The sequence below is a fragment of the Nibrella viscosa genome (assembly GCF_039541875.1).
Lineage (GTDB): Bacteria > Bacteroidota > Bacteroidia > Cytophagales > Spirosomataceae > Nibrella > Nibrella viscosa.
Genome location: NZ_BAABHB010000001.1, coordinates 419,741 through 444,992, shown reverse-complemented (window position 1 = coordinate 444,992; position 25,252 = coordinate 419,741). Strand labels below are relative to the sequence as shown.

Here is a 25,252-nt window from a genome sequence, read left to right as displayed (position 1 = left end):
ATTCATCATCTAACAACTTAAATTAAAACGTATGAACGAGTCCATTGGCCTCATTGGCTTAGGCAGTTTAGGAATGCCTCTGGCCGAAAACATACTGGCTGCCGGGTATCCCCTCACCGTTTACAACCGAACTCCAGACAAAGCAAAACCCCTGGCCGACAAAGGGGCTACCATAGCCTCCAGCCCGGCTGAGGTAGCCCAGGGCAGTCGGTTTGTCATCACCCTGCTCAGCGATGATGTCGCCCTGAAAGCGGTAACGCTACAGGACGAGTTCGCCCAACAGGTGGGTGCCGGCGGCATCCATATCTCCATGAGCACCATTGCTCCCCAGACCGCCCGGCAACTGGCCGACCACCACGCCGGCTTTGGAGCCGGTTACGTAGCGGCCCCGGTATTCGGTCGCCCGGCTGCGTTAGCAGCCAAACAAGCCTGGGTCTGTGTCTCAGGTGAGGCTAAAGCAAGGGAGTTGGTGAAGCCGATTCTGTCGGACATTGTGGCGCAAGGGATTTATGATTTCGGGGATGACCCATCGGCAGCCAACGTAGTCAAACTGGCGGGGAACTTCATGATTGGAGCCGCCATGGAAGCGATGGCCGAGGCCATGACGGTAGCCGAAAAGAACGGCGTGTCGCGGCAGGCGCTGATCGATATGTTTGCGGCCACGATCTTTGCCGGCCCCATTTACAGGAACTACGGCAGCATGATTGCCCGGCAGGTTTACGATGAAAACGTTGGTTTTCGGCTCCCACTTGGCCTGAAAGATATGAACCTGGTCCTCCAAATGGCGGGTGAAGTGAACGCACCTATGCCGCTGGCGCAACTGGTACAGGGCAGGCTGGTATCGGCTATGGCCAAGGGCCGGGAAAACTGGGACTGGACAGGTCTGGCCTACGGTGCCGGCGAAGATGCCGGCACTACAAACTGAAAAACCCTGTAGCCAGTCGGAAAGACAGGATACAGGGCTCTTACACCGTGCGTTCTCAGCATAAACCCGATTGTGTATTACCAACGGACCTGTCAGACGGCTCGGCCACCGCCGATAACCCGCAGCAGAATAGCGATAATGGCAATAACCAGCAGTACGTGAATGATGTTGCCTAATCCAAAGCTGTTAAAGCCTAACAGACCAACTAACCATAGGATGATCAGAATCACCGCTACAGTATACAGAAGATTTCCCATGATGTTGTATATTAAGTGGTTGACATTAACGTTTCGCCAAAACAAGTGAAAAATCTGTGCCAACTCCCCGAAACTCCCCGTCAAGCTTAGCGTGTGGCCCGGAGCCGTTGAAATACAGACATATGGCAGGCTTATCGTGCTGTCATATCTTCGTAGTACTGTAGAAATCTGTAGAAAATATTGCTCAATGCTACGCAGTAGTATCCCACTACATACCCGATGGCCGGCTTTAACCGGGACAACGGTCAGCCGGAACAACCGTTTACACAAAAACCATTGCCGCAGGCAGCAATAACCTATAATTTTGGGGCATCTTTCTATACCACACACACCATGAACGTTTCTCCTTTCTCACCCAAACTCAATCGGGCGCTGAGCGGCACTTTCCTGTTCAGAGCGCTGTCAAGTGAGTTGGTCATGCTGCGCTACGCGCTGTTTTCGTGGCGGCTCCGGCCCGGGTACAACTCCGACCAACTCATTTATTCGATGCACCGCAAAACAGGCTTTGCCGGGCTGGTTGTAGCGGTGCTGTTTGTCTGCCTGCTGGAAGGTACGCTGGTTCACCTGCTGGTCATGCGGTACAGTCCCACCCTGGCTACAGGCCTTACACTCCTTACTCTCTATACGATGCTATTTCTGATGGCGCACATGAACGCCGTCATGCACCGGCCTCTGCTGATCGACAGGCAACAGATCATTCTGCGCGTTGGTATGCTCTGGCACGCCCGGATTGCCCTGGCCAACATCCGGAACGTCACCCTTTACCAGCCATTTGAACCGGACAAACAGACCCTGAATCTGGCAAAACCGCTCCTCACTGCTCCGAACGTACTGCTCGAACTACATACACCCATACTGGTAGAGGGGATGTACGGTTTCCAGCGGATGGTAAAACGGCTCGCGCTATACGTAGATGAACCCAACCTGCTCCGTTTTGGCCTGTCTGATACCTTTTCGGATTTGGGATTTGGGATTGCGGATCATACAACTGCACGATAATCAGGCGATGGGCTTAAAAGATATACGACATATGGCCCTCGAATTGGTATAATACCCCATAGCCGAACCCAAAAGCCCTTTCAATCAGAAAGGGCTTTTGGGTTCGGCTATGGGGTTGTGCTGCTTAACTGGCTTTCGCCAACAACGTTTTTCCGAGCTGCGCCAGACGCTGGTACGAAAACATGGACCATAGCAGAAACAAAAACAACGAATAATTCTGGTAGGCCACCGGCAGCGCCAGACTACCCGAATACCAGCGTGTATTAGTAAACCGAAGTTCAGGGGTGAAGCCAATAATATTCTCTACGCCCAAAATCAGGATAATTCCAAGACCATAAAACATATAAGCCGGTCGTATAAAAAGGAGCATGGCTACACCTGCCGTAGCCAGAAAACCCAGGTAATGCGGAACGGTCAGTTGCAAATCGGTAGTAAGAACCATAAAGACGCTGTATAACTGCGTCAGAATCAGGATTGACACAATGGCAATATGGCCATAATACTCTTTTAATTGAGCTCTCTTCATAACAATAAGGTGATTGTAAGTGGTCGTTCGAGTATAAAATTACGAAGAGGCCGCGAAAGACAAGTTAAAATATGCTTAATCTATAGACTACTTATAAAATATATAGGAATACAAAGCTTGTCCGGCAAATAAATTTAGGTTCCCGTATCGGCCGGTGCGGGGCTTTTCGTTATCTTTGTCAAACTGTCGTTTTGGAATGAGTACCGTAAAAGTTACAAAATACAGCTATCTCCTGCCGGAATTACAGACCTCCCTGGGCCTGCTCCTGATCGGTCGTATTATGCTGCTCGATTCAATGGACAGCCCCGCCGGCAAGAATCGAAAATCCAAAGTGGATCTGAAAAAGCTGGAAGCAGAAATTGACCTGCTCACCGACGAAATCAACGTTACCGAACTGCTCCACGAAGCGGCCCTGCTGGTCGGTGACTACAAGGAGTTTCGCAGCCGCAGGAACTCCTCCCTGAACCCCAACTAAGTGGCCCTGCCTGACAAAAGTCAGTACGTTACCGGCCAACTCCTGATTTTTGTCATCTCCCCCCCTGCTTTCAGGCGCTAGTTTTGCGGCATCGCTTACACTAGTCCGCTATTCGCATGATCATAATTGGTTTCTTTCTGCTGCACTGGTACCTGTCGGTGCTGATGCAAACCTTTTTTCTACACCGCTACGCTGCCCACCAAATGTTTACGATGAGTCCCTTCTGGGAGAAATTCTTTTACGTGCTCACCTTCATCAGCCAGGGGTCGTCGTTCCTGAGTCCCCGCGCCTACGGCATCATGCACCGGCTGCACCACGCCTATGCCGACACAGATAAAGACCCTCACTCGCCGGAGTACTCCGACAACCTGGTCGATATGATGTGGAAGACCAAATCATTCTACAACGACATTCTGAAGAACAAAGATCATATTGACCCGAAATTCAAAAAGGGCGTGCCGAACTGGAAGTTTATGGAGTGGCTCGGCGACCGCTGGGTGGTTAGGATTGCCTGGGGCGTAGCCTATACCCTGTTTTATATTCACTTTGCCACCGCCTGGTGGCTGTTTCTGCTGCTGCCTTTTCACTACTTTATGGGGCCGGTACATGGGGCTATTATCAACTGGTACGCGCACCGCTACGGCTATGTCAATTTTAAGATAGACGATACGGCCAGAAACCTTTTGCCGTTCGACTTCCTGATGATGGGCGAATCGTACCACAACAACCACCACAAATACGGCGGCCGCGCCAATTTCGGCGGTTTCCGCTGGCATGAATTCGACCCTACCTACCCGCTGATCCGGTTGCTGAACGCCGTGGGCATCATTCACCTGAAACACCATAACGACCTCAACTACATGTAAACCGAAAAGCGCCGGCCCTCTCAGAGCCGGCGCTTTTCGGTTACCCGCCTACGGGGCAGTCGGTTCACCGCTCCTGAAAACCCAGTCGCTGCTGCAACCGGCTTACCTCCTCCTGCAATGATTCGATGCGCTCAAGCAACCGAGCAACCACATCAAGGTCGTCGGGGTGAATGGCCAGATCCTGATGGAGCCGGATTAACTTCTCCAGCCGGATAAGCTGGTCCGGCTGCACATAAACCGCCTGATTGATGGTGAGGGTTTCGATCAACCCCCGCTCTTCGAGCAGGTACACAAATTCCGTTTCAATCCGGTAATGCGTACAGAATTCGCTGATCAGTATCAGATCCTGAGATGCCATAGCGTTTGTGGGTTTATAAAGTAGCCAGTTTGCGGAACAGCTCTTTCTGCTCTTCGGTCAGATCTGTCGGAATTTTTACCTGCCACTGTACGTACAGGTCACCAAACTTACCCTCGTCCTTGTAAACGGGAAAACCTTTCCCCCGTAATCGGACGGTAGCCCCGTTCTGGGTTTCGGGTGGTACCGTAACTTTGACCTTTCCGCCCATAGTGTCGATGATCTTCTCGCCACCCAAAACGGCCGTGTACAGGTCCAGCTCTTCGGTTACGTAGAGGTCGTTGCCTTTCCGTTTGAAGCGGGGATCATCCCCAATCACAAACGTAATGTACAGGTCGCCGTTGGGGCCACCGCTCGCGCCGGGTGCTCCGTAACCGGCCAGTTTGATCTTTTGCCCATTCTCTACCCCGGCCGGAATGGTGATACGGATGTTCTGCCCGTTCACCGTCAGCGTTTGCTTATGCGTAGTATACGCATCCACGAGGCTCAGGTGCAGCTCCGCCTGGTAATCGGATCCCCGAAACTGCGCCTGACGCCGGCTCCGCTGCCGGCCGGCCTGCTCGCCGAACATAGATGCAAAGAAATCGGAGAACATACTGTCGTCGAAATCGCCGGTAAACGAATACCCTCCGCCCGGCGGCTGCCCGTAGGCTTGCTGTTGTTGCCGGCGGGCCTGCTCGAACTGCTCGGCCTGTTGCCAGTCTTTGCCGTACTGGTCGTACTTCGTACGTTTTTCCGGATCGCTCAGCACCTCGTTGGCCTCGTTGATCTGCTGGAATTGTTTGTGGGCTTCCGGATTATTCGGATTCAGGTCCGGATGGTGTTTCCGGGCCAGTTTGCGGTAAGCCTTTTTGATGTCTTCGTCTGAAGCATCTTTAGGCACACCTAACACGGCGTAGTAGTCGATAAAGTCCATAACCAGCTAAATCTGAAGAAAACATCATTAACTTTTTATTAATTGTGGTCGATTATCCGTTCATATTTACAAACAGCATTAAAAGGCTATTAACTCCCTATACCTTAGCAAGTTGCCTATTGACGAGACGATGTTTTCGGTACAACTTTGTCCCATAATCTTAACTTAAAACCAATTCTAAAACAATCACGACTATGCTTAAGGAATTTAAAACGTTCATTGCTCAGGGTAACGTGCTGGATCTGGCCGTTGGTGTAATCATCGGTGCGGCTTTCGGTAAAATTGTAAACTCACTGGTAGAAGACATTCTTAACCCAATTATTGGTTTGTTCCTGGGTGGAGTCGACCTGAGCAATCTGAAAATTGTGCTTAAAGAAGCCGTCGGTGAAACCCCGGAGGTAGCCATCCGCTACGGAAACTTCCTCAACATCACCATTCAGTTTATCATCGTCGCTTTCGTTATTTTCATGGTTGTTAAAGGTGCCAATAGCCTGCGCAAAAAGCCGGCATTAATTGCCGAACCCGTCTGATAAAACCGTACTATCTTCCTATTTTGCTGAGCCCCTGCAACGCAGGGGCTTTTTTTGTCGTATCCGGTAAAGAATAGCCCAAAAAACCAGGCAATTGAATGGCTCATCCAACAAATCAGGGTGTTTGGAAAGCTTTTCAGCCGCTTCATCTTTTAATGGCCATCCCCCGACGAATTAGTAAACTTCGTTGACTATATTTGTGTAGATACATCGTTCAACTATTATCCAACCCAATGAGTAAAGGGCTACCCCGGCTTGTCAGGGTATTGGTGTACGGATTGGTTCTGTTTATCAATATCGCCCAGGCACAGACAATCTATACCCTAACAGGCCGGGTAACCGAACCCTCCGGAACACCGGTGCCCTTTGCCGGCATAGCCATTAAAGGCAAAACTGCCGGTACAACCACCGACGACCAGGGCCGCTACCGGCTAAGCACCAAACAGTCCGGTGACTCGCTGCTGGTATCCTGTTTAGGCTATCAGTCCCGAACGTACCCCATCCTGCCGTTTCAGAACCAGACCATTCATGTAACGCTGGTACCCACGAGCCAACGCCTGGAAGAGGTAAAAATTTACGGTAAGGGCGGTGATCCGGCCTACCGCATTATGCGGGAGGTGATCCGGCACCGGGATGAATACAACCCAGACCTGCTGACCGCGTATGAATACGAGAGCTACACCAAGATAGAAGCGTATATCAATAATGTCGAGCAGAATATTACAACCGGAAAGGGGATAACCAAACCCAGAAGAGGGCCGGTTGGGCGACTCCTTTCCCGGTTACCGACAATAACCGACGATGACGGTAAACCGGCCGTACCCATTTTTATTTCTGAACAGTTCTCCAGTTACTACCACCGCAGCAGCCCGGAAAAAGCCAAAGAGCTGGTCCGGAAAACACAGGTGAAAGCGGTGGGCGTGACCGACGGCGGCCTGATTTCGCAGTTTACCGGCACCTCGTTCCAGCAGTATAATTTTTATCGCAACTACCTCAATGTCCTGCAAAAGGATATTCCCTCGCCTATTGCCGATGTCTGGCAGGGGGTGTACACCTATCGCCTGATCGATACGGTATCTGTGGGAGAATCGGTCTGCTACCAGATCGATTACCAGCCGAAGCGGACATCTGACCTGGCCTTTGCCGGCACCATCTGGATCGACACCACCACCCACGCGCTGGTGCAGGTGGAAGCCCAGATTGACAAATGGGCGAATATCAATTTCATCGACGAGGTCCATATCGAGCAGGAGATGGAACCAACACCGGCCGGCGCGTGGCTACCGGTTCGCGATTCGGCTTGGGTTCAACGGCTACCAACCGCTCGGGCCACTGCACCTGGATGTTGGCCCCCTGCTATACAGTTACGCCAACAATACCATTGAGGGCCACCGCTTTCGGGTGGGGCTGCGCACCAATCCGGGATTCAGCCGCCGGTGGGTGCTCAAGGGGTATGCCGCCTATGGTACCCTCGACCGGCAGTTTAAGTACAGCCTGGGGGCCGATTATATCGTTACCCTCAAACCCTGGACTATTGTGGGTGTCAAGCGCAGCTACGATCTGGAACGTCTGGGGTTTACCCCCGAGAACCTGGGCGGAAACTCCTTCTTTTCTGCCTATGCCCGGTTTGGCAGCTACCGGCGACCGTATTACCAGGAAGACAATCAGGTATATCTGCGCCGGGAACTAGGGAAAGGCTTTACGCAAACCATTACCTTCCGCAACCAGACGTTTGACCCTCTGTATACATTTGCCTACCGAACCAAGCCCGGGCAGGGAGCCGATTCGCCCCTGCACCGTAATTTCCGGACCACCGAGCTTATGCTGGAAACCCGACTGGCTCCCGATGAGGTGATTCTCCAGAACGACAACGAGCGGCTCAATCTGGGTGCGACCCGCAAACCAGTCTACACCTTCCGGTACGTTATTGGTATGCGAAACGTGCTGGACGGAGCATTTAATTACCATCGGTTTTCGCTCACGCTGAAGCACTCGTTCCGGATGGGCACGCTGGGCCGGACCTACTACAACGCCACGGTAGGCTATATTCCGTCTACGCTGCCCTACCCGCTGCTGCATACACCCCTGGGCAACGAATCCTGGTTCTACGTCGATAATGCGTATAACCTGATGAACTTCTTTGAATTTGTCTGCGACCGCTATGCCGCGCTACGGATTGAGCATAATTTTGAGGGATTATTCTTTAACCGCATACCGGCCATCCGGCGTTTGAAATGGCGTTTTCTGACCACCGCCAAAGTCCTGGTGGGGGGAGTCAGTCAGGATAATTTATCGGCCATTCCGGCTACCGACGAGCAGGGCAATCCCGTGGCCGGTTTTCAGCCGCTGGGCCGGGCACCGTATGTGGAGGTGGGCTACGGCATCGACAACATCCTTAAAGTTATGCGTGTCGATGCCATCCACCGCCTTACCTATCGCGACAATCCCGGCGTCACGGCTTTTGCGGTGAAAGCCTCTTTCTGGCTGAGTTTATAAAAGTCAGACTCCCCATCGCTGCTGAGTGCGTTGGGGTTCTTACAAGAAAAAGCCCAGCATCCCTGCTGGGCGAGACATTACTTACTCCGCTCGCGTTTGGAGCGCTCCAGGTAATCTTCGCCGTAACCCTCTTCGCCCATCGAATTATCGTTTACCTCGTCGGCATCCACGTCTACATCTTCGGTTTTGATGCTCACCAGGGTGCTGGGTGGTTGGGTGTTTTCGTTGAAAGGATCGTTGTATCCTTCGTGCTGTTTCTTGTCCATAACGTTTGTTGTTGAGTTAATGCCTACGTAACCAACCGTACGGGCTAAAGTTTCGGGTATACGTTTTTACTTCTGCCCTCCTGCTCCGGCTATTTCAGCCACCAGACGGCATCTTCTGCGATTTGCAGCTGTATGGCAGAGCCTATGTCGAGATCCATTCGGGTTGTCAGCAGCCGGAGCCGGACGTAGCGGTTTACCTCGGCCTCCACTTCAAAATGGCTGCCTTTAAAGAACACGGCCCGAACGGTAGCTGGTATCCCTTCCACGCTGAGATGAATCTGTTCGGGGCGGAGGCAGAAACACGCATCGGGGTGGTAAGAAGCGGCCAGCCCCAGAGCGGGCAGGTGTCTGGCGCGGATGATATTGGCCGGGCCGGTCATGCGGGCGGCATACGCGGTTATTGGCTTGCGGTATACAACTACCGGAGGGCCAAGCTGGATGAGGTGCCCCGTTTGCAGAATACCTACTTCATCGGCAATGGATAAGGCATCGGTGGCGTCGTGAGTAACAAACAGACAGGCGGTCTGCTCCTGGCGAACGAGGTCGAAGAGCAAGTCTCGGATAAGGGTGCGGTTGGGCAGATCGAGGTGGCTGAAGGGTTCATCGAGCAGCAGCACGGCCGGTTTCTCGGCAATGGCGCGGGCAATGGCGGTACGCTGTTTCTCGCCACCGGAGGCCTGCCGGGGTAAATGGCCCTGCACGGCTTCCAGGCGGCAGAGCTTTAGTAGTTCATCGACCCGGAAGCGCTGGTATTCCTTTTCGTAGAAACGCACCGCATAGGCAATGTTTTCCCGCAGCGACACATTGGGCATAAGCTGATATTCCTGATGCACCAGCCGGATAGCTGTATGCCCGGCCACCAGCACCTCCGACGGCCCTGGCACCCGCTTCCCGTTGAGTGATACCTCCCCACTATCGGCATCGAGCAAGCCCGCCAGGAGGCTCAGCAAGGTGCTTTTGCCGGAACCGCTGGCCCCTACCAGGCCCACTATGCGGCCGGGCGGGAGTGCCAGGGAAATAGAGCGGACAGCCTGTATATCGGCAAAGGTTTTCTGGAGCCGGTCTGCAATCAGCACGAAACGAGTTTTTGAATGAAACAAACGGCGCAAAGCTACAAAGACTGGCTTTACTTTTTTGCCAGGCTGTACAGCAACAGCACCAGCAGCAGAAACGCCCCCACTACCAGCGCGATCTTCCAGACCGACTTTGGTCGCTCGCCGGCCACCTGCCCGGTTTGTCCATTGACCAGGAACCGGTACGTCTTGCCGTTGTAGATGTAGGCGCAAATCCAGAGCGGCAGCAGAATATGCTTGAACGTCTGCTCGGTGAGCCGGGTATTTACCCGCAGCCCGCGCTGGGTATCACCTCCCATCTGACCGGCGCAGGCACTGCGCTCCCGGTCGCGGATCTGCTCCTCGGCCTTGCGGACGCTCTCGGTCAGGTCGATACTGTACACCTCCGCTTCCCAACCCAGTAGAAAACAGGGGTCGTAATCGACCACAGCCTGCATGTCGTAGCGGCTGACCTCCTGCACAGTCCTCTCCTGCGCCGATAGTTTTTTAGAGGCCATCAGCAGCACATCGTCGTAGAAAGCCTGGTGGCTGCCCGACCGGTACTCCCAGCGTACCCGTTGCTGCTGCTGGGAAACCAGCCGGCCGTTGGCGTCGCGGACCTGTACCGGCACGTAATAGTAAAAGCCGGCTTCGCCTTCGTAGTCGGAGTAGGCCCTGGCGTCGAAGGTCCAGTAGGGAATGTACATGCCGTGGAGGTTATCCAGCATGGCTCCGGCCTTGAGGTCGGAGGGGGCAAACCAATCGTCGCCCACCCAGCTCTTGAAGCGCTGCAAAGCCCCCTCTTTGGAAATGCGGAACGGCAACACCCCGGCCGGTTCGATAAGCCGCGTCTTCTGAGCCTCGGGGTTTACGTTTTTGGAGCCGCAAAAGGCGCAGGTTACCGTGGGCGTATCGAAATTGATGGTAGTTTTGGCCCCGCAGTTCCGGCAGGCATACACGCGTTTTTCTTCCGTTGGCGCGTGGGTCAGTTGGGTTTTCTCCAGCCGGAACGGCAGCGGGTTTTCAATCAGCCGGGTTTTGGTAAACGGCAGGTCTTCGGTATTGCCGCAGTAATCGCAACTGAGCTTCTGCTTATCGGCCGAGAATTTCAGCTGCGAGCCGCAGGTCTTACAGGGCACCCGAACGACATCGGTTAATTCAGAATGCATGACTTTTCTAGAGTTCCTACAGCCTCGACAGTAATTCGGCTTTCTTGGCGGCAAACTCTTCTTCGGTCAGAATACCGGCCGCTTTCAGTTCGCCCAGTTCTTTGATGAGTGCCAGAATCTGGGCTTTGTCGGGAATCTGGCCGGGTTGCGGGGGCAGATTACCCGCATTGGTGCTGTTCATGAAACTGCCCAAGCCACCCATCAGCACGGCGGTACCGGCCGGACCGTCGCTTTCGGCCGCTTTCTCAATGGCTACGCCCGCCTGAAATTGCTGAAAACGGGCCATATCGTCGACCATATTCATCTGGGTCGTTTTGTCCAGGAACGACTCTACCTCCGGCGGCAGGCTGGTGTTTTCGATATAGAATCGGGTCAGTTCGAGGCCGTAAGCGGTAAAATCATTTTGCAGCATCGGCCGCAGCTTTTCGCCCAGTTCCTGGTAGTTCCGCGCCAGATCGAGTACCGAAACATTAGCCTCCGCTACCGTATCGGAGAAGGTGCTGACGATGGCCGTCCGGAGCTGCCCCTCCACATCGCTGATGCGAACAACGGGCGTTGTTCCCGCAAACTCCTTCAGGAATGTACCGGCATTGGCCACGCGCAGCGAGAACACCCCAAAGGCCCGCACCCGCACCTGCTTAAACTCCGGATCGCGTACGATGATCGGGTTTTGCGTGCCCCATTTCAGGTTGGTAAACTGTTTGGTGGAGACGAAATAAACGTCTGCCTTAAACGGCGATTCAAAGCCGTATTTCCACGACCGCAGGGTGGTCATGATCGGCATGTTCTGCGTGGTCAGTTCGTAGCGGCCCGGCGGGTAAATATCGGCAATCTGCCCCTCGTTCATGAACACGGCCACCTGCGACTCCCGAACGGTCAGTTGGGCACCGTACTTTATGTTGTTGCCGTTGTCGGGAAACTTCCAGATGACGGTATCGGTGGAGTTATCGACCCAGTCGATGACTTCGATGAATTCGTTTCGGATAAAATCAAAAAGGCCCATGGTGCAGGTCTGTTGACAGATTGGGTTGGACTCGGTTACGGCACGAAACTTACACAAAAAAAGCGAACCTGTGAGGGTTCGCTTTGAATTACATACTCTGTTCTGCTCGTCCGCGATACAATCGCGGACGAACGTAAGAAACGTAAGCCTAAGTCAGTTGCGGATTTACAATCCGCGTTACGTACGCCGGTGCCGAACGCATCAGAAAATATACCGCGTTGAGAGGAACTGCGATTTGTGGTCGCTGACAACCTCGTTCAGAATGGCTTTGTTGGCGTCGGTATCTTTGGTAGCTACCACTGTGCGGATTGAAAAGGAGCGCAGGGCATCTTCCACCGACAGTGTTCCTTCGGCCGAATCTTTGCGCCCGGTGAAGGGGAACGTATCGGGTCCGCGCTGGCACTGGGCGTTGATGTTTACCCGGCTCACCTGATTCACCAGCGGGTCGATCAGGCGGGCGAGTTGGTCGGTGTCCGTGCCGAACAGGCTTACCTGCTGCCCGTGATCGGATTCGATAATGTATTCGATGGGTTCCTCAATATCGTCGAATGGCACCACCGGTATGACCGGTCCAAACTGCTCCTCCCGGTAGAGTTTCATGCCTTTGGCAACCGGGTACACCACCGCCGGAGAGAAGTATGAAGCCTCTACGGTGCCTCCGCCCTCGTTCAGCACCCTGGCCCCCAGCGCTTCGGCATCCTGAATGCACTCGGTCAGATACGCCGGTTTGTTCGGCTCCGGCAGCGGGGTAATCTGGGCACCTTTCTGCCAGGGCATACCGGGTTTCAGTTTGTTCACCTCTTCGCAGAAACGGCTCAGGAACTGGTCGGCCACCGACCGATGCACCCAAATAATCTTGATGGCCGTACACCGCTGCCCGTTGAATGACAACGAACCGAGAATACATTCTTTAACGGCCAGTTCAAGGTCGGCGTTCTCCAGAATAATACCGGCGTTTTTGGCATCCAGCCCCAGCACGGCCCGCAGGCGGTTTACTTTCGGGTGCATTTTTTTCAACTGGTCGGCCACGCGGCTGGAGCCGATCAGCGTCAGGACGTTGATCTTACCCGACTGCATCAGCGCCGGCACCACATTGGCCCCCCGGCCGTAAATGGTATTCACGACACCCTGGGGGAAGCACTCACGGAAAGCCTCCAGCATAGGGTAGTGCAGCAGCGTACCATGCTTGGGCGGCTTAAACAGGATAGTATTGCCCATCAGAATGGCCGGGATCAGCGTGGTATAGGTTTCGTTGAGCGGATAATTGAACGGCCCCATACACAAGACCACCCCCAGGGGCGACCGCCGGATCTGACCAATAATTCCCTGCTCGATCTTAAACCGCGATGAGGACCTATCAATTTCTTTCAGCGCATCAATAGTGTCGTAGATGTACTCCACCGTCCGGTCGAACTCCTTGGTGGAGTCCCCCAGTGTTTTACCGATTTCCCACATCAGCAGGTCGACAATCTGTTTCTTCCGCTCCAGCATCTTCCCGATGAAGTTTTCCATGCATCTGATGCGGTCGCCGATGGACATGGTGGGCCATTCGCCCCGGCCGTTGTCGTACGCAGCAACAGCCGCATCCAGGGCCTCCATGGCTTCAGCTTCGGTCGTAACGGGATAGCTGCCGATGAGTTTGCGCTCCAGGCCGTTGGCGGTCTTTACGTGTACCGGCGACAGCACATCGACGGTGGCACCGTTCCAGGCCCGCATCTCGCCATTGATCAGGAACTCGCGCTGGTGAACGGGCTCAATGCGAAACTCCTCCGGAATCTGGCTCTCTTCGGGAAACAGGTTCTGCAACTGCGGTAAGAAATCAATCATACAGGTAATTGGGGTTGTTGTTTTGGAAAAAGACATAGTGACCTGAAAAGTTACCGCGACGAGCCGGATATTTTCCTGCAAGACGGCAAAAATAGGCCGCTTAGGCATAAAAAAACCGGCCCAGTGCATTATCAGGTCGGTGATGAAGTGTTGAAGTGACACAAAATTATCAAGAATATACGTACCGTCGGACTTTAGTCCGAAAAATATTTACGCTTGGTTATAGACCTCTGATTTACAGTCACTGTCCCTTTACCAAAAAATAAGTACCTCCCCACTTGCTTCCTGGAAAATAGCTATATTGACTAAGCTAAACCCGCCCGATGATGAAATTCTGCGTACTAGCTATCCTGCTGCTTTGCAGCCCCCTTATAGCCTCTTCGCAAAACCAGGCAACCGATAGCTTACAGCATGAACTGGCACTGGCGAAACATGATAGCAGTCGGGTGCTGATTTTAGCGGATTTGGCTCTTTTTTACCTCTCGGAGGTCAGTACCGAGTTGGTTGATGAATTGGAAGAAGAAATCAGGGCTGGTCATGCTGAAGATGCACTGGACATTACTGGAGATTTAAGAGAAACACCGGAGAAAGTTAACCACCACGGTAAATGTGCCGACATCATTGTCAAAAGTATGCTCCAGCACTCCCGTGCCAGCAGCGGCCAGAAAGAACCCACCGACCTCAATGCGCTCACCGATGAATACCTGCGACTGGCTTATCAGAACCTGCGGGCCAAAGACCAGACCTTCACCGCTGGCCTGCGGCTGAACCTGGACGCTGGTTTGGGCAAGGTACATATTGCTCCCCAAGAGATAGGAAGGGGACTACTGAATCTCTACAACAATGCTTTTTATGTTGTACAGGATAGGCAGAAGCAAGAGCACAATGGGTATATGCCCCAGATTGAAGTGACTACCTATGGTGACAATGGCAAGGTAGCGGTACGGATAAAAGACAACGGCACATGCATTCCTGCCGATATTCTCGATAAAATTTATCAGCCGTTCTTTACCACCAAGCCGACCGGTCAGGGTACCGGACTGGGCTTAAGCCTGAGTTATGCTAATGTAACGAAGGGGCATGGCGGTGAAATAAGTGTCGAAAGTGTTCCTTCGCGAAGGCGAAGGATCAGCGTTCAGTATATCCTTGCCGGTAGCAGGTTAGCGACACAACAGAGACTATCGTTATTGGCTCACAATCAGAATAGCAAAGAATACCTGCTTTTACATAAATTTACCCTTCAGTCATTGCTCTATAACCCTTATTCTTTATGAAAACGTCACGCAGACAATTTATCCGCAATTCCGCTCTGACCGCTTCCGGGGCCGGACTCGTCGGGTTACCGTCCATTGAAGCCATTGCCGCCCAGCGCCGGTATGTATCGCCCAATGCCAAACTCCAGATTGGGGTCATCGGCTGCAACGGCATGGGCTGGTCGGACCTCCGCTCGCACCTCCTCCAGAGCGATGTGCAGTGCGTCGCCCTCGCCGATGTGGACCAGAGCGTGCTGGACAAACGGGCGGTGGATGTGGAGAAAATGCAGGGCACCAAACCACAGGTGTACAAAGATTACCGCAAAATGCTGGAGAATAAGGCACTCGATGCGGTGATTATCGGTACTCCGGACCATTGGCACTGTATGGCGCTGATCGATTCGCTGTCGGCGGGCAAGCATGTGTATTGCGAGAAACCCCTGGCCAACAGCATCGAAGAATGCACCCTGATGCTGTCGGCGGCCAAACGCTACAACAAAATCATTCAGATCGGGCAGTGGCAGCGCAGCGGCTCCCACTACGAAAAAGCCATTGAGTACGTCCGTTCCGGCAAACTGGGCAACATCCGGCTGGTCAAGGTCTGGGCGTATCAGGGCTGGATGATGCCCGTCCCCGTCAAGCCCGACTCGGCACCGCCGGCGGGTGTCGACTATGATATGTGGCTGGGACCGGCTCCCAAACGGCCGTTCAACCCCAACCGGTTCCACTTCAATTTCCGCTGGTTCTGGGACTATGCCGGGGGGCTGATGACCGACTGGGGCGTTCACGAAATCGACATTGCCCTGTATGCCATGAAGGCCAAAGCACCCAAGTCCGTGATGGCCTCGGGTGGTAAGCTGGCCTACCCGGACGATGCCTCCGAAACGCCCGACACGCTACAGGCCGTTTACGAATACGACGGCTTTAATATGCTCTGGGAACACGCCACCGGTATCGACGGCGGCAATTACGGCCGCACCGAAGGCATTGCCTTCATCGGCAACAATGCCACGCTGGTGCTGGACCGGGGCGGCTGGGCGCTGCACCCCGAAACCGAAACCAGAAACGGCATTAAGGTGTACAAAGTGGAGGACATACCCGATCAGGCCCGCAACGGCGACTACCTGAACGAGCATACCAAAAATTTTGTGCAGGCCATAAAAGACAACAACCCGGCCATCCTGAAGTGCGGTATCGAAACCGGCAGCGTGGCGGCCATCAACGCGCACATGGGCAATATTGCCTATAAGACCGGACGCAAGGTGTACTGGGATGCAGCCGCCGGCAACTTCAAGAACGACCCGCAGGCCAATACGATTATGAAAGCCAGCTACCACAACGGCTGGAAACTACCTATGGTCTGAAATTTTTCGCGTTCATCAGCCAGGTCGTCTGCTTCCCGGAGTGGACGGTCTGGCTGACTACCCTCTTTGTCAACTACGTTGCTGTCATGAATTACCTTTCCTCTACCCTACTCATTTTTCTGGTTAGCCTGGGATTATGCCTGCATCCACCAAAACAGGCATCCTTTACCCCAGTCAGCCCGGCGGGAACGGCCACCGTTCAGACCCGCAACGCCCCGGCCGACTCGCTGAAGAAAAAGAAACCCTCGCCCCTGTTCGACACGGAAGACATCGTGCAACTGACGCTACGGGCCAACCTGTCGGCCACGCTCAAAGATCGCGGACAGACCCCCGCCTACCATGCCGCTACGCTGACCTATCAGGATACGCAGCAGCAACCGGTAACATTTCCCATCAGGATTAAAGTGCGGGGGAATTTTCGCCGTAGCTCGGCCAACTGCCGGTTTCCGCCCCTGCTGCTCAACTTCCCGAAAAAGGTAGCCAAAACCAATATATTCGAGAAGCAGGACAAGCTAAAACTGGTTACCCACTGCCAGAACGACGAGTATGTGGTACGGGAGTATATGGTTTATAAGGTGCTGAATCAACTGACCGACTATAGTTTCAAAGCCCGGCTGGCCAGGGTAACCTACGAAGACTCACTCGGTAAGCGGCCCCCCGAAACAAAGTATGGCATTCTGCTGGAGGATGAGCAGGACCTGGCGAAGCGCAACGGGGCCAGCCTGCTGGAGAAAAAGCAGATCAATATGGCGAGGGCCGACCTGAAAAATATGCTGCGGGTAGCTGTGTTTGAATACCTGATCGGTAACACCGACTGGTCGGTGCCGTACCTGCACAACATCAAACTGCTGACCGACCAGGCGCACAAGCAGCCCGTTCCGGTACCGTATGACTTTGACCATGCCGGGATTGTTGATGCGCCGTATGCCCGGCCGGCCGAAGAGCTGCAGCTCAGTTCGGTGCGGCAGCGGCTCTACCGGGGCTATCACTACTCGGCGGAGGCTTTTCAGGAAGCGTTCGATGAGTTTAACCGGGCAAAGCCGAAAATCTACGCCCTGTACGAAAACAACCCGCTGCTCGACCCGGCTTACGTAAAGCGTACGCTGAAATACCTGGACCAGTTTTATGAGACCATCAACAAGCCCTCGCTGGTGAAAATGCAGTTTATCAACCAGGGATTGCAGAATCAGAACAGCTACATCACTATCAAAGGATTGAATTAGCAGATTTGGTTAACGGATGACCAGTAAGGTAATGGCGTAGCTTACCACTGCTACCGGAAAGCCGATCATGAAGATCGTATACGCCAGTTTGAGCAGACGGTACTTCCGGGTTAGCACAAGCCCCTGCGCATACAGGTTATCGATCATCATCGTATGCACGGCATCGTCATCGTCCAGCACCGTAATAAGGCTTGACCGGTACTCCTCACGGGAGAGTCTCATGAAATCGCCAAAAAACAACAGGTCCGTATGGTTCGGGCCTGCCTGCTCCTGCCCTGGCGGCTTTGCCTTGATGCGTGGCCGGGTAGACAATACGCTGATGGTGATGGTCAGCAGACATACCGTCGTCAGGATACCGGTAGGAAGTAACAAACTGCCCGAATTGTCGAAATCTTTAGCATATACCGTGATCAGGATAGATACAATGATCGTATTGATCGAGATCATGATATTTGCCTTACTATCGGCCATCTCGCTCAGCTTCAGGTGGCTGGCCATTGTTGTCCGAAATAGGGTCTCAACTCCTTTGTTTCCCTTTTTCTTCTTCTTTTTCTTACCTACTGCTTCATTTTCCATAATCAGAGCCGGTCGGGCGCACAAAAATGCATGCCTAAAGATATTGTAAACCGGTGAATGATACCTTAGATTTTAAACGAAAGTATACCATGCGCTGTATACGTAATGGCGTTTGGGGTTCCACTGGCTAAAAAATCAGCCGGTTTACAGAACCCATTTACCGGGTTTTATACCAAAAGGCTACATTTAGAGTTTAATATAGTAAGACTCAACGTATAAGCGGGAAAGTGGACCAGACATGGTGACGCAACGTTCGTTTTCGGCCATTGAACAATTTTTCCAATGTTCATCCGACGCTGTTCTGATCGGCAGTCTGCAGAACGAGTATGGCCCATCCGGTTTTCAGCTGGAATACCTGAATCCGGTCGCCGGAACGCTCCTGGACATATCCCTGGATACAGACGGGCCTTTGTCGTTGATGAAGACCCATCAGTGGCCGGCGCTCAGCGAATTCATCGACGAGCGTCTTGGTAAACCTGCCGGAGAGGCCGGACTATTTTTCTGGCACACAAAGGAAGGTCTGCCCAAAGCCCTGATGCTGGATGTAACCGCCTTTGATCCGTGGCTGGTAGTCCGGCTCCGGGAAACCGATGCTGAAATTGCCCTGCAACAGGCCGTTGGGCGGCATGTACTGGAAACCAATCACCTCAACCTCGCTATATTTGAGCCCGTCAGGGATAGTACCGGCCAGATTACCGACTTCTGGATGCTCGACCTGCGGGATGCTCGCTACGGCGCTTTCAAACCCAATGGTGTTGTGGAACCCGGGAGGTTACTCTCCCAGTGGAACCCGCTCACCAAACAGTCGGGCCTGTTCAGCCGGTACGTCGACGTGATTGAGACCGGCCGGCCCATTCGGGAAGAGCGCTACTATCAACACCTGGGCGACAGCTATCATATTGCCGCGTCGCGCTATCAGGGGAATTTGCTGCTGACCTACGAACGGACGACCGAAAAGCACAATGCCCAAAAGCAGGCTGAACACCAGGCAACTTTGCTGAACGCCATACTCCAGAGTACGCAGGACTACATCATGGTCTACCAGGCCTTGCGCGATGAGCAAGGTACTCTTGTTGATTTCAAAGGTGAACTCTTCAGCGAAACGCTGTTCCAGAATACTCCCCTGACCAGGGAGCAATGCCTGTCGGCCACATTTAAAGCGCTGCACCCCAGAATGGCTGAGGCTTTTGACCAGTACGCAGCGCTGGTGGAGACAGGCGTTCCGTTCCGCCACGAAAGTGAAGCTCAGTCGGACAGCGGCACCAGCTGGTACGATGTATCGGCCTGCAAGCTACTGGACGGCTTTCTGGTTATATTCAAAGACATTACGCCCCGCCGGCAGATTCAGCAGGAGCTTGAAAGTAAAGCCCAGCAACTACAGGGTGTTTTCGAGTCGTCGCCCCACGGTATGATTCTGCTGGAGGCTATGCGCGACGAAACCGGCGAGGTGACCGATTTCAGGTACCTGCTGGCCAACGAACGGGCCTCCAGAATCAACGGCGTCCCGCTGGAGCACTTGATCGGCAATACGCTGCTGACGCTATTTCCCAGCTCAAAAACGTCGGGCTCCTTTCCGCAGAACGTTCATGCCCTCACAACCGGGTCCATCATTCGGAAACAACTGCGGTTGTCGTGCGAGCGCATGGATGGCTGGTACGAATTTGTCTCCAGTCGCATCAACGACAATATGCTCGTGGTGTCGTTTACGGATATTACGGAAACCAAACAGCTGGAAGAGCGTCAGTCGAAGCTGCTGGATGAGTTGAAGCGGTCCAACGAAAACCTTCAGCAGTTTGCCTACATTGCCTCGCACGATCTGCAGGAGCCGCTGCGCAAAATCCAGTCATTTGGCGATGTACTCGTCAACCAATACGCCACCGCTCTCGGCGAAGGCGGTACCGACCTGATCCAGCGTATGCAGGGCGCTGCTACCCGGATGTCGGTGCTGATTCGCGACCTGCTTACCTACTCCCGGCTATCTACCCAGCACGAGCCCTATCAGCCCATACCGCTCGACTCCCTGGTTCAGGATGTGCTGGAAGACCTGGAAGTGGCCGTCAACGAATCGCAGACCCAGTTAACGATGAGCCCGCTGCCGGTGGTGAGCGCCAACAAAACGCAACTCCGGCAACTGCTGCAGAATCTGATTGCCAACGCCATTAAGTTTCGTAAGCCTGATGCCCCCTCCCGGATACAGATTACCCACCGGCAGGTGACGGGTCCGGAACTGCCCAACCCGCTCAGCAGCGGTCTGCTCTATAGTGAAATTACCGTAGCCGATGAAGGCATCGGCTTCGACCCGATTTATACCGAAAAGATCTTCCAGATGTTTCAGCGGCTGCACGGCCGCAGCCAGTACGAAGGTACCGGTATGGGACTGGCCATCTGCCGGAAAGTAGCCGAAAATCATGGCGGCACTATTACCGCTACCAGCGAGCCCGGTGCCGGTAGCGCTTTCAGAGTCTATCTGCCCGTGAGTACTTAGAAATAAGTCGGAAAAATCGGTGGTGTCACCAGCTCCTGATACTGCTGTTACCAGCAGACCAGCCGGCTTTGTGTTAGACCCTCCGCTGAACCCGTTCCACACATCCACACGGCACCGCAGAAGGTGTAGAATTTTCTACTCAATCCCCGGCAAAGCATTTATGAGCCCTCTGGCAGTATAAAAAGAAAAGCTTGTTGCTGCGGGGCTTGCTTTCCGGTGCCGGCAGTACCGAAAAAACAAAAAAACCGGCACTCCGGCCGGTTTTTTATACCCACTGTTAAGTTGATTTCTTTTTTTAAAACATTCGTTATCAGATTAGGTTCCTACTTTCTTACCCAATAATCAAACAAATTCTGTGCCAGAGCGGTTTTCATCTCTTTTTTTCTCTCAGATAAAGGCCGGCTTCTTTTCGGGCGAAATTAAACATTTATCGCACCTCGACCCTCTCACCTGTAAAACTAGCATCAATTTTGCAGGACTACCGGTATCAACCAGTTTGCAACAGAATAGCCGCCCAAAAAGGCATATTCTGAAGACAGCTCAAAACCATGACAATGATTAAACGATATATACGCCCGCTGCTGATGGTCTTGTTTGCTGTCAGCTTACTTTTTGTCCAAAAGGTAACGCTCTCAGGCCAGGCGGCCTATAAGCACCTCATCGCCAGCCTGGGTCTGACCAACCTCAATATAGCCGTTATGCTTCCTATGCTGGCAACGGCCTGTCTGTTGCTGCTCTTCGTTCTGCCCGACGGAGAACCTAACTCAACCGAGCAAATAGATAACCAGTCATAGCTCCCGTTTCACCGTATTCCTTATCACACCATGGAAGCTATTGCTGATCCAACCATTGTTCGTGTGTTGTGTGGTATCAACTCCGCCGACGATATTTATTACCGGCTTACCTTCTTTGACACCGGCACCGTTCGCATTGAGCGTCCTTTCAGTATGGTAGATACCCAGCAGGAGATTGAAACGATCGAGGAAGCGGCCGAACGACATAAATGGCTGGTCTGGGATCTCGAAGAACATCAGACCGAGCAGTGGGTATAATGATTAAAACGCATCCATCATTCGGAAGTAGACGTTGGCCGTCCGATTGGAGTTTACCGCCAGGTCGAAGCGGGCATAAAGGTTCTTTTTGCGATTCATGAGTACCCGCAGACCGGCTCCACCCGAATACCGGGTAGTCTTCGGTGAGAAGTTCCGTACCTGATCGGCTACGCCCCCGGCCGCTACAAACACAGCACCGACCAGAAAGCGGTTCAGCGATCGCCGGTATTCGGTCTGCGCTGACCAGAGTTGCCGGTCGCGGTAACGCCCCAAAATAAAGCCGCGCATCATAGTCGATCCGCCCAGCCGGGGCAGTTCGCGCAGCGGGATCGTTCCGGCCGTAAAATGCCCGATCATCTGAAACGCTACCAACTGATTCCGGGGCAGCGGTACATACCGGCGCAGATCAACGGTCTGTTCGGTATATTGGTACTGACTACCCAGGTCGCAGAAGTGGGCAGTCAGCGCCCATTCGGCATACCAGCCCTGCGTAGGGCTGAACGGATTATTACGGTAGTCGGCCAGCAGGGTCGGCCCCAGACCAGAGACAATACTACGGCGGCTACCGGGTATATCCTCGGATAGAGCGGGCGGTTCGGCGGTCCGTATCCGTTGGGTTTCACTGTACTGGTAGCCCAGGCCGGCGAAGAAACGGCCCGTCAGCCGGCGCCACATCCGGTGCTGTACGTACCAGCGCTCGTAAAAAATGTCGTTGTAATCGCGTTCGGCCTGGGTCTGGTTGCCAATTCCCCAGTAATATTCCGAGAAATCCTGGTAGCCGCCCCGACCGCGCTGAATATAGGTTTCGCCGGGGCTGTAAATCTGCCAGACACCTTCCAGCGTCAGTTGCCGGCGAACACTGTAGACGGCCTGCACAAAAGCGAAGGACTCCCGGGTAGCCGCCAGCAGAGAGTCAGACATGCCTCGGGCTATCCGGCGCTGCACCAGACGTTCATTATGGGCCGTGTTAAAAAAGTAATCCAGTGCCAAGCCGACTTTAAGGCCGGTTTCGGGGCTCGACTGAATCACCGGCACCGGCACAAAGCGCAGGTTCCGGCTGGTCAGCGAATCGGGATTAAAGCGTTGCCAGAAGGAACGCGGATTGGGGGACTGCGCCAGAGCTGTCTGTACGAGTAGCAAAAACAGAGACAGGCTGTAGCCTTTCCGGACAACAGGTTGCATGATTACCGTTCAGGTCGTAGTATGGTGGTTTATTCAGCTGATACCCTATAACTTGCTGTTCCGGCGAAAAGTTACAACCGGTCAGTTGAACGAAATCTCCTGGGTCAGATAGGTTTTACGGTCATCGCCGTTAATACGAACGGTAGCCGTCAGCGGTTTGCGGTTCCAGTCGATGCTGATCAGGGCGTAATTCAGGTCGAACACCACATGACCTACCCGGAGCTGATTGAGTTCTTCGCGCCGGTTGGTGGTGGTGTGCGATATACCGCTGCTGGTGATGTCGTACAGGTCGTAGCCCAGACCGGGTACGCTCACTTTAGAGACTTCGGCAATGTGCCGGTCGCCACTCATCAGGATTGTGCCTTTCGGTTTGGTGCGGCCGAGCAAATCCAGGAACCGCTGCCGTGCCGTCGGGTAGTTGCCCCATTTTTCGTAAGTATGGTCGTTGGCCAGGAACTGAATACCGCAGCCGATCAGGTGAATATCGGCATCCGAATTGGTCAGCTCTTTCTCCAGCCACTGCCATTGGGTTTCGCCCAGGATGTCGCCCGACGGATCAGGTGCATTGTCTTTACCGTTGGCGGCCTTCTTCAGCGGGTCGCGGAAATACCGGCCGTCGAGCAGAATGACCTTTACACGCTGTCCTTTCGGACCAAACACATGCGAGGAATAGGCCCCCTCCTGCTTCCGTAGGGGACTGATGGCCGGTACATCGAGAAAATCGAACAGGATTTGCTGACTTTCTTTTTTGCGCGGGTACTCCTTGCCGCCATCGTTGACACCAAAATCATGATCGTCCCAAACGCCGATGACGGTGGCGCTTTGGCGCAGTAGCTGGTAGTTTGGATTGGCTTTCTGGCTGTTATATTTGGCCCGGAGGGTATCCATGTTTTCGGTATCGCCATAGACATTATCGCCCAGCCAGATCCAGACATCGGGTTTCTGGGCCGCAATATCGTCCCACAGCACCTGCGGGCGTTTATGGTCATCGCAGGAACCGAAGGCGATGGTAGAGATGCTTTTTTGCGCCTGAGCAGCGGAGGTTTGGCCTTTAGGCGTGCGGCATCCGGCCAGAAGCAGGAAGCCAACAACTAACGAAACGATCAGTGTTCTCATGGTTTGGTAAATTGATAAAAACGGCCAGGTAGGTTTGCCTGGTTGCAGCAACAAAATTCGGCAGCAGATTCCCGAATTCAATGGTATTTTTGGTGCTGCCGTAAATTTCACAAATTCTTCACATCGCAACCGGCGCCCCTGACCGCTATGCCCCGCTCCCTGCAACTCCTGATTGGCCCCGAACTCCTGTGGCTGCTTGTTTTTGGGGCGGCTACCCTACTGGCACAGGCCAACAATCCGCCCTCGAAATCCGTAGAAGCGTTTATGGAAAGCATGGGCTGGTATATTCCGCTGGTGGCGCTGCTGATGTTTGGGCTGTGGCTGGTGCCGGGCGTGGAAAAAAGCTGGCTGCTGCTCCGGTGCTGGGTAGCTTCGCTGACTGGTGCACACCTGGCGCTGGAAAAAGCCCTGAGCGCCCATAGTGAGCAGGGACCCGGCATTGGCACAGTTTATATTATGGGCATGATTCTTCTGTTCTTTGTGCTGATCGTGGGCAGTGTAGTTGTTGTGATCTTTTTTCGGAAGTAGAGGTTCGCCCGTCGCTCGACACAGTCGAGGACGAGCAGCGGAGCAATGTCCAAAACGTATAAATATGAGCATTCACATCGGCACATCGGGCTGGAGTTACGATCACTGGCAGGGAGTGCTGTACCCGCCTGGCACGCCCGTATGGGACCGGCTCGGTTATTACATCCAGCACTTCCAGACCGTAGAGTTGAACAGCAGTTTCTACCGCTGGCCCAAAGAAGCGACATTTGCCGGCTGGCGACGACGACTGCCCGACGGATTCCGACTCACCGTAAAAGCCCCCCGTGGCCTCACCCACGCCAAAAAGCTGTACGCCCCCGAAGCCTGGATGGTGCGTATCAACGCCTGCTGGCATATGCTGGGCGACAAACGCGCCATTCTGCTGGTGCAGCTCTCCCCTAACCTCGCCTACGACTACAACCGGCTGGCGTACTTCCTGCAACAGGTACCCCACTGGATGCAAATAGCTGTGGAGTTCCGCCACCCCAGCTGGCATCAGGAAGCCACGTTCTCCCTGCTGGAGCAGCACCAGGCTGCCTACTGCATCATGAGTGGTGCTTACCTGCCCTGTATTCTCCGAAGCACGGCTCCGTTTGTATATGTCCGGCTGCACGGCCCTGATACCCACTACCTCTACGGCGGCTCCTACGCCGATACCGACCTGCACTGGTGGGCCGACCGCATCCGGGAATGGGAACGGATGGGCAAAGACGTATACGTATACTTCAACAACGACGGGGGCGGTAATGCCGTGCGCAATGCGTTTACGCTACGGGAGATACTGGCAAACCGGGGCTGACGGCTCAATTGC

At 53.8% G+C, this 25,252-nt stretch carries 27 protein-coding genes; 15 read left to right on the top strand and 12 right to left on the bottom strand.

Annotation, left to right across the window (positions count from 1 at the left end; all coding sequences use genetic code 11):
• The first annotated feature begins 31 nt into the window (after positions 1-31).
• The gene (locus ABD931_RS01880) at positions 32-925 is read left to right on the top strand and encodes an NAD(P)-dependent oxidoreductase (protein ID WP_345263369.1); all 894 of its coding nucleotides are present in this window, start codon (positions 32-34) and stop codon (positions 923-925) included.
• 92 nt (positions 926-1,017) lie between these two features.
• Here ABD931_RS01880 and ABD931_RS01875 read toward each other — a convergent pair whose 3' ends face one another.
• Positions 1,018-1,182 (bottom strand): lmo0937 family membrane protein, encoded by a 165-nt coding sequence (locus ABD931_RS01875; protein ID WP_345249722.1) that lies wholly within the window; start codon positions 1,180-1,182, stop codon positions 1,018-1,020.
• Between the two features lie 333 nt (positions 1,183-1,515).
• Between ABD931_RS01875 and ABD931_RS01870 the strand changes: the two genes are divergently transcribed.
• A complete protein-coding gene (locus ABD931_RS01870) occupies positions 1,516-2,181 on the top strand; it encodes a hypothetical protein (protein ID WP_345263366.1) in 666 nt (221 codons plus the stop codon).
• 124 nt (positions 2,182-2,305) lie between these two features.
• On the opposite strand, the gene ABD931_RS01865 is transcribed toward ABD931_RS01870, so the two are convergent.
• Positions 2,306-2,707 carry a hypothetical protein gene (locus tag ABD931_RS01865; protein WP_345263364.1) on the bottom strand — a complete coding sequence of 134 codons (402 nt, stop codon included), beginning with the start codon at positions 2,705-2,707 and terminating at the stop codon, positions 2,306-2,308.
• Between the two features lie 196 nt (positions 2,708-2,903).
• Here ABD931_RS01865 and ABD931_RS01860 point away from each other — a divergent pair, with 196 nt between their 5' ends.
• Complete coding sequence (locus tag ABD931_RS01860; protein WP_345263362.1) at positions 2,904-3,182, top strand: hypothetical protein; 279 nt, start codon at positions 2,904-2,906, stop codon at positions 3,180-3,182.
• A 116-nt stretch (positions 3,183-3,298) separates the two neighbouring features.
• Complete coding sequence (locus ABD931_RS01855; protein ID WP_345263360.1) at positions 3,299-4,048, top strand: acyl-CoA desaturase; 750 nt, start codon at positions 3,299-3,301, stop codon at positions 4,046-4,048.
• Between the two features lie 64 nt (positions 4,049-4,112).
• On the opposite strand, the gene ABD931_RS01850 is transcribed toward ABD931_RS01855, so the two are convergent.
• Positions 4,113-4,406, bottom strand: coding sequence for a chaperone modulator CbpM (locus ABD931_RS01850; RefSeq protein WP_345263358.1), 294 nt, complete (start codon positions 4,404-4,406; stop codon positions 4,113-4,115).
• A 13-nt stretch (positions 4,407-4,419) separates the two neighbouring features.
• A complete protein-coding gene (locus tag ABD931_RS01845) occupies positions 4,420-5,319 on the bottom strand; it encodes a DnaJ C-terminal domain-containing protein (protein ID WP_345263356.1) in 900 nt (299 codons plus the stop codon).
• A 194-nt stretch (positions 5,320-5,513) separates the two neighbouring features.
• On the opposite strand from ABD931_RS01845, the gene mscL reads away from it, so the two are divergent.
• The 3 genes from mscL (at position 5,514) to ABD931_RS01830 (ending at position 8,345) form a co-directional block, all read left to right on the top strand.
• Complete coding sequence (gene mscL, locus ABD931_RS01840; RefSeq protein WP_345263354.1) at positions 5,514-5,849, top strand: large-conductance mechanosensitive channel protein MscL; 336 nt, start codon at positions 5,514-5,516, stop codon at positions 5,847-5,849.
• 233 nt (positions 5,850-6,082) lie between these two features.
• Complete coding sequence (locus tag ABD931_RS01835; RefSeq protein WP_345263352.1) at positions 6,083-7,234, top strand: DUF5686 and carboxypeptidase-like regulatory domain-containing protein; 1,152 nt, start codon at positions 6,083-6,085, stop codon at positions 7,232-7,234.
• Positions 7,143-8,345 carry a DUF5686 family C-terminal domain-containing protein gene (locus ABD931_RS01830; protein ID WP_345264452.1) on the top strand — a complete coding sequence of 401 codons (1,203 nt, stop codon included), beginning with the start codon at positions 7,143-7,145 and terminating at the stop codon, positions 8,343-8,345. The genes ABD931_RS01835 and ABD931_RS01830 overlap by 92 nt, the downstream gene beginning before the upstream one ends.
• A gap of 77 nt (positions 8,346-8,422) precedes the next feature.
• Here the strand turns inward: ABD931_RS01830 and ABD931_RS01825 are convergent, their stop codons facing one another.
• The 5 genes from ABD931_RS01825 to ABD931_RS01805 all read right to left on the bottom strand — a co-directional run bounded on the left by ABD931_RS01825 (position 8,423) and on the right by ABD931_RS01805 (position 13,662).
• Entirely contained in the window at positions 8,423-8,611 is a 189-nt protein-coding gene (locus tag ABD931_RS01825) for a hypothetical protein (RefSeq protein ID WP_345263350.1), read from the bottom strand.
• Positions 8,612-8,700: 89 nt separating this feature from the next.
• Complete coding sequence (locus ABD931_RS01820) at positions 8,701-9,687, bottom strand: ABC transporter ATP-binding protein (protein WP_345263348.1); 987 nt, start codon at positions 9,685-9,687, stop codon at positions 8,701-8,703.
• Positions 9,688-9,737: 50 nt separating this feature from the next.
• Positions 9,738-10,832, bottom strand: coding sequence for a TFIIB-type zinc ribbon-containing protein (locus ABD931_RS01815; RefSeq protein WP_345263346.1), 1,095 nt, complete (start codon positions 10,830-10,832; stop codon positions 9,738-9,740).
• A 16-nt stretch (positions 10,833-10,848) separates the two neighbouring features.
• The gene (locus ABD931_RS01810; RefSeq protein ID WP_345263344.1) at positions 10,849-11,835 is read right to left on the bottom strand and encodes an SPFH domain-containing protein; all 987 of its coding nucleotides are present in this window, start codon (positions 11,833-11,835) and stop codon (positions 10,849-10,851) included.
• 201 nt (positions 11,836-12,036) lie between these two features.
• Positions 12,037-13,662 (bottom strand): NADP-dependent glyceraldehyde-3-phosphate dehydrogenase, encoded by a 1,626-nt coding sequence (locus ABD931_RS01805; protein ID WP_345263342.1) that lies wholly within the window; start codon positions 13,660-13,662, stop codon positions 12,037-12,039.
• 323 nt (positions 13,663-13,985) lie between these two features.
• Between ABD931_RS01805 and ABD931_RS01800 the strand changes: the two genes are divergently transcribed.
• From ABD931_RS01800 to ABD931_RS01790, 3 genes are all read left to right on the top strand, one after another.
• Positions 13,986-14,936 carry a sensor histidine kinase gene (locus ABD931_RS01800; protein ID WP_345263340.1) on the top strand — a complete coding sequence of 317 codons (951 nt, stop codon included), beginning with the start codon at positions 13,986-13,988 and terminating at the stop codon, positions 14,934-14,936.
• Entirely contained in the window at positions 14,933-16,279 is a 1,347-nt protein-coding gene (locus ABD931_RS01795; RefSeq protein WP_345263338.1) for a Gfo/Idh/MocA family protein, read from the top strand. Before ABD931_RS01800 ends, ABD931_RS01795 begins: the two co-directional genes overlap by 4 nt.
• An 86-nt stretch (positions 16,280-16,365) precedes the next feature.
• The gene (locus ABD931_RS01790) at positions 16,366-17,502 is read left to right on the top strand and encodes a hypothetical protein (protein ID WP_345263336.1); all 1,137 of its coding nucleotides are present in this window, start codon (positions 16,366-16,368) and stop codon (positions 17,500-17,502) included.
• Positions 17,503-17,511: 9 nt separating this feature from the next.
• Here the strand turns inward: ABD931_RS01790 and ABD931_RS01785 are convergent, their stop codons facing one another.
• A complete protein-coding gene (locus ABD931_RS01785; RefSeq protein ID WP_345263334.1) occupies positions 17,512-18,078 on the bottom strand; it encodes a Pycsar system effector family protein in 567 nt (188 codons plus the stop codon).
• Between the two features lie 238 nt (positions 18,079-18,316).
• On the opposite strand from ABD931_RS01785, the gene ABD931_RS01780 reads away from it, so the two are divergent.
• From ABD931_RS01780 to ABD931_RS01770, 3 genes are all read left to right on the top strand, one after another.
• Entirely contained in the window at positions 18,317-20,563 is a 2,247-nt protein-coding gene (locus tag ABD931_RS01780) for a sensor histidine kinase (RefSeq protein ID WP_345263332.1), read from the top strand.
• A 554-nt stretch (positions 20,564-21,117) separates the two neighbouring features.
• The gene (locus ABD931_RS01775; RefSeq protein ID WP_345263330.1) at positions 21,118-21,357 is read left to right on the top strand and encodes a hypothetical protein; all 240 of its coding nucleotides are present in this window, start codon (positions 21,118-21,120) and stop codon (positions 21,355-21,357) included.
• 30 nt (positions 21,358-21,387) lie between these two features.
• A complete protein-coding gene (locus tag ABD931_RS01770; protein ID WP_345263328.1) occupies positions 21,388-21,615 on the top strand; it encodes a hypothetical protein in 228 nt (75 codons plus the stop codon).
• Positions 21,616-21,618: 3 nt separating this feature from the next.
• Here ABD931_RS01770 and ABD931_RS01765 read toward each other — a convergent pair whose 3' ends face one another.
• Positions 21,619-22,797 carry a BamA/TamA family outer membrane protein gene (locus tag ABD931_RS01765; protein ID WP_345263326.1) on the bottom strand — a complete coding sequence of 393 codons (1,179 nt, stop codon included), beginning with the start codon at positions 22,795-22,797 and terminating at the stop codon, positions 21,619-21,621.
• A gap of 81 nt (positions 22,798-22,878) precedes the next feature.
• The gene (locus tag ABD931_RS01760) at positions 22,879-23,913 is read right to left on the bottom strand and encodes an alkaline phosphatase D family protein (protein ID WP_345263324.1); all 1,035 of its coding nucleotides are present in this window, start codon (positions 23,911-23,913) and stop codon (positions 22,879-22,881) included.
• A gap of 147 nt (positions 23,914-24,060) precedes the next feature.
• On the opposite strand from ABD931_RS01760, the gene ABD931_RS01755 reads away from it, so the two are divergent.
• Positions 24,061-24,441, top strand: coding sequence for a hypothetical protein (locus ABD931_RS01755; protein ID WP_345263321.1), 381 nt, complete (start codon positions 24,061-24,063; stop codon positions 24,439-24,441).
• 64 nt (positions 24,442-24,505) lie between these two features.
• Entirely contained in the window at positions 24,506-25,240 is a 735-nt protein-coding gene (locus ABD931_RS01750; RefSeq protein ID WP_345263319.1) for a DUF72 domain-containing protein, read from the top strand.
• The last annotated feature ends 12 nt before the right edge of the window (positions 25,241-25,252 follow it).

What these genes read in the sequence shown, in the direction of transcription:
- ABD931_RS01880 (WP_345263369.1), top strand. Translation starts at nt 32, where the DNA reads ATGAACGAGTCCATTGGCCTCATTGGCTTAGGCAGTTTAGGAATGCCT.
- ABD931_RS01875 (WP_345249722.1), bottom strand. Translation starts at nt 1,182, where the DNA reads ATGGGAAATCTTCTGTATACTGTAGCGGTGATTCTGATCATCCTATGG.
- ABD931_RS01870 (WP_345263366.1), top strand. Translation starts at nt 1,516, where the DNA reads ATGAACGTTTCTCCTTTCTCACCCAAACTCAATCGGGCGCTGAGCGGC.
- ABD931_RS01865 (WP_345263364.1), bottom strand. Translation starts at nt 2,707, where the DNA reads ATGAAGAGAGCTCAATTAAAAGAGTATTATGGCCATATTGCCATTGTG.
- ABD931_RS01860 (WP_345263362.1), top strand. Translation starts at nt 2,904, where the DNA reads ATGAGTACCGTAAAAGTTACAAAATACAGCTATCTCCTGCCGGAATTA.
- ABD931_RS01855 (WP_345263360.1), top strand. Translation starts at nt 3,299, where the DNA reads ATGATCATAATTGGTTTCTTTCTGCTGCACTGGTACCTGTCGGTGCTG.
- ABD931_RS01850 (WP_345263358.1), bottom strand. Translation starts at nt 4,406, where the DNA reads ATGGCATCTCAGGATCTGATACTGATCAGCGAATTCTGTACGCATTAC.
- ABD931_RS01845 (WP_345263356.1), bottom strand. Translation starts at nt 5,319, where the DNA reads ATGGACTTTATCGACTACTACGCCGTGTTAGGTGTGCCTAAAGATGCT.
- mscL (WP_345263354.1), top strand. Translation starts at nt 5,514, where the DNA reads ATGCTTAAGGAATTTAAAACGTTCATTGCTCAGGGTAACGTGCTGGAT.
- ABD931_RS01835 (WP_345263352.1), top strand. Translation starts at nt 6,083, where the DNA reads ATGAGTAAAGGGCTACCCCGGCTTGTCAGGGTATTGGTGTACGGATTG.
- ABD931_RS01825 (WP_345263350.1), bottom strand. Translation starts at nt 8,611, where the DNA reads ATGGACAAGAAACAGCACGAAGGATACAACGATCCTTTCAACGAAAAC.
- ABD931_RS01815 (WP_345263346.1), bottom strand. Translation starts at nt 10,832, where the DNA reads ATGCATTCTGAATTAACCGATGTCGTTCGGGTGCCCTGTAAGACCTGC.
- ABD931_RS01810 (WP_345263344.1), bottom strand. Translation starts at nt 11,835, where the DNA reads ATGGGCCTTTTTGATTTTATCCGAAACGAATTCATCGAAGTCATCGAC.
- ABD931_RS01805 (WP_345263342.1), bottom strand. Translation starts at nt 13,662, where the DNA reads ATGATTGATTTCTTACCGCAGTTGCAGAACCTGTTTCCCGAAGAGAGC.
- ABD931_RS01800 (WP_345263340.1), top strand. Translation starts at nt 13,986, where the DNA reads ATGATGAAATTCTGCGTACTAGCTATCCTGCTGCTTTGCAGCCCCCTT.
- ABD931_RS01795 (WP_345263338.1), top strand. Translation starts at nt 14,933, where the DNA reads ATGAAAACGTCACGCAGACAATTTATCCGCAATTCCGCTCTGACCGCT.
- ABD931_RS01790 (WP_345263336.1), top strand. Translation starts at nt 16,366, where the DNA reads ATGAATTACCTTTCCTCTACCCTACTCATTTTTCTGGTTAGCCTGGGA.
- ABD931_RS01785 (WP_345263334.1), bottom strand. Translation starts at nt 18,078, where the DNA reads ATGGAAAATGAAGCAGTAGGTAAGAAAAAGAAGAAGAAAAAGGGAAAC.
- ABD931_RS01780 (WP_345263332.1), top strand. Translation starts at nt 18,317, where the DNA reads ATGGTGACGCAACGTTCGTTTTCGGCCATTGAACAATTTTTCCAATGT.
- ABD931_RS01775 (WP_345263330.1), top strand. Translation starts at nt 21,118, where the DNA reads ATGATTAAACGATATATACGCCCGCTGCTGATGGTCTTGTTTGCTGTC.
- ABD931_RS01770 (WP_345263328.1), top strand. Translation starts at nt 21,388, where the DNA reads ATGGAAGCTATTGCTGATCCAACCATTGTTCGTGTGTTGTGTGGTATC.
- ABD931_RS01765 (WP_345263326.1), bottom strand. Translation starts at nt 22,797, where the DNA reads ATGCAACCTGTTGTCCGGAAAGGCTACAGCCTGTCTCTGTTTTTGCTA.
- ABD931_RS01760 (WP_345263324.1), bottom strand. Translation starts at nt 23,913, where the DNA reads ATGAGAACACTGATCGTTTCGTTAGTTGTTGGCTTCCTGCTTCTGGCC.
- ABD931_RS01755 (WP_345263321.1), top strand. Translation starts at nt 24,061, where the DNA reads ATGCCCCGCTCCCTGCAACTCCTGATTGGCCCCGAACTCCTGTGGCTG.
- ABD931_RS01750 (WP_345263319.1), top strand. Translation starts at nt 24,506, where the DNA reads ATGAGCATTCACATCGGCACATCGGGCTGGAGTTACGATCACTGGCAG.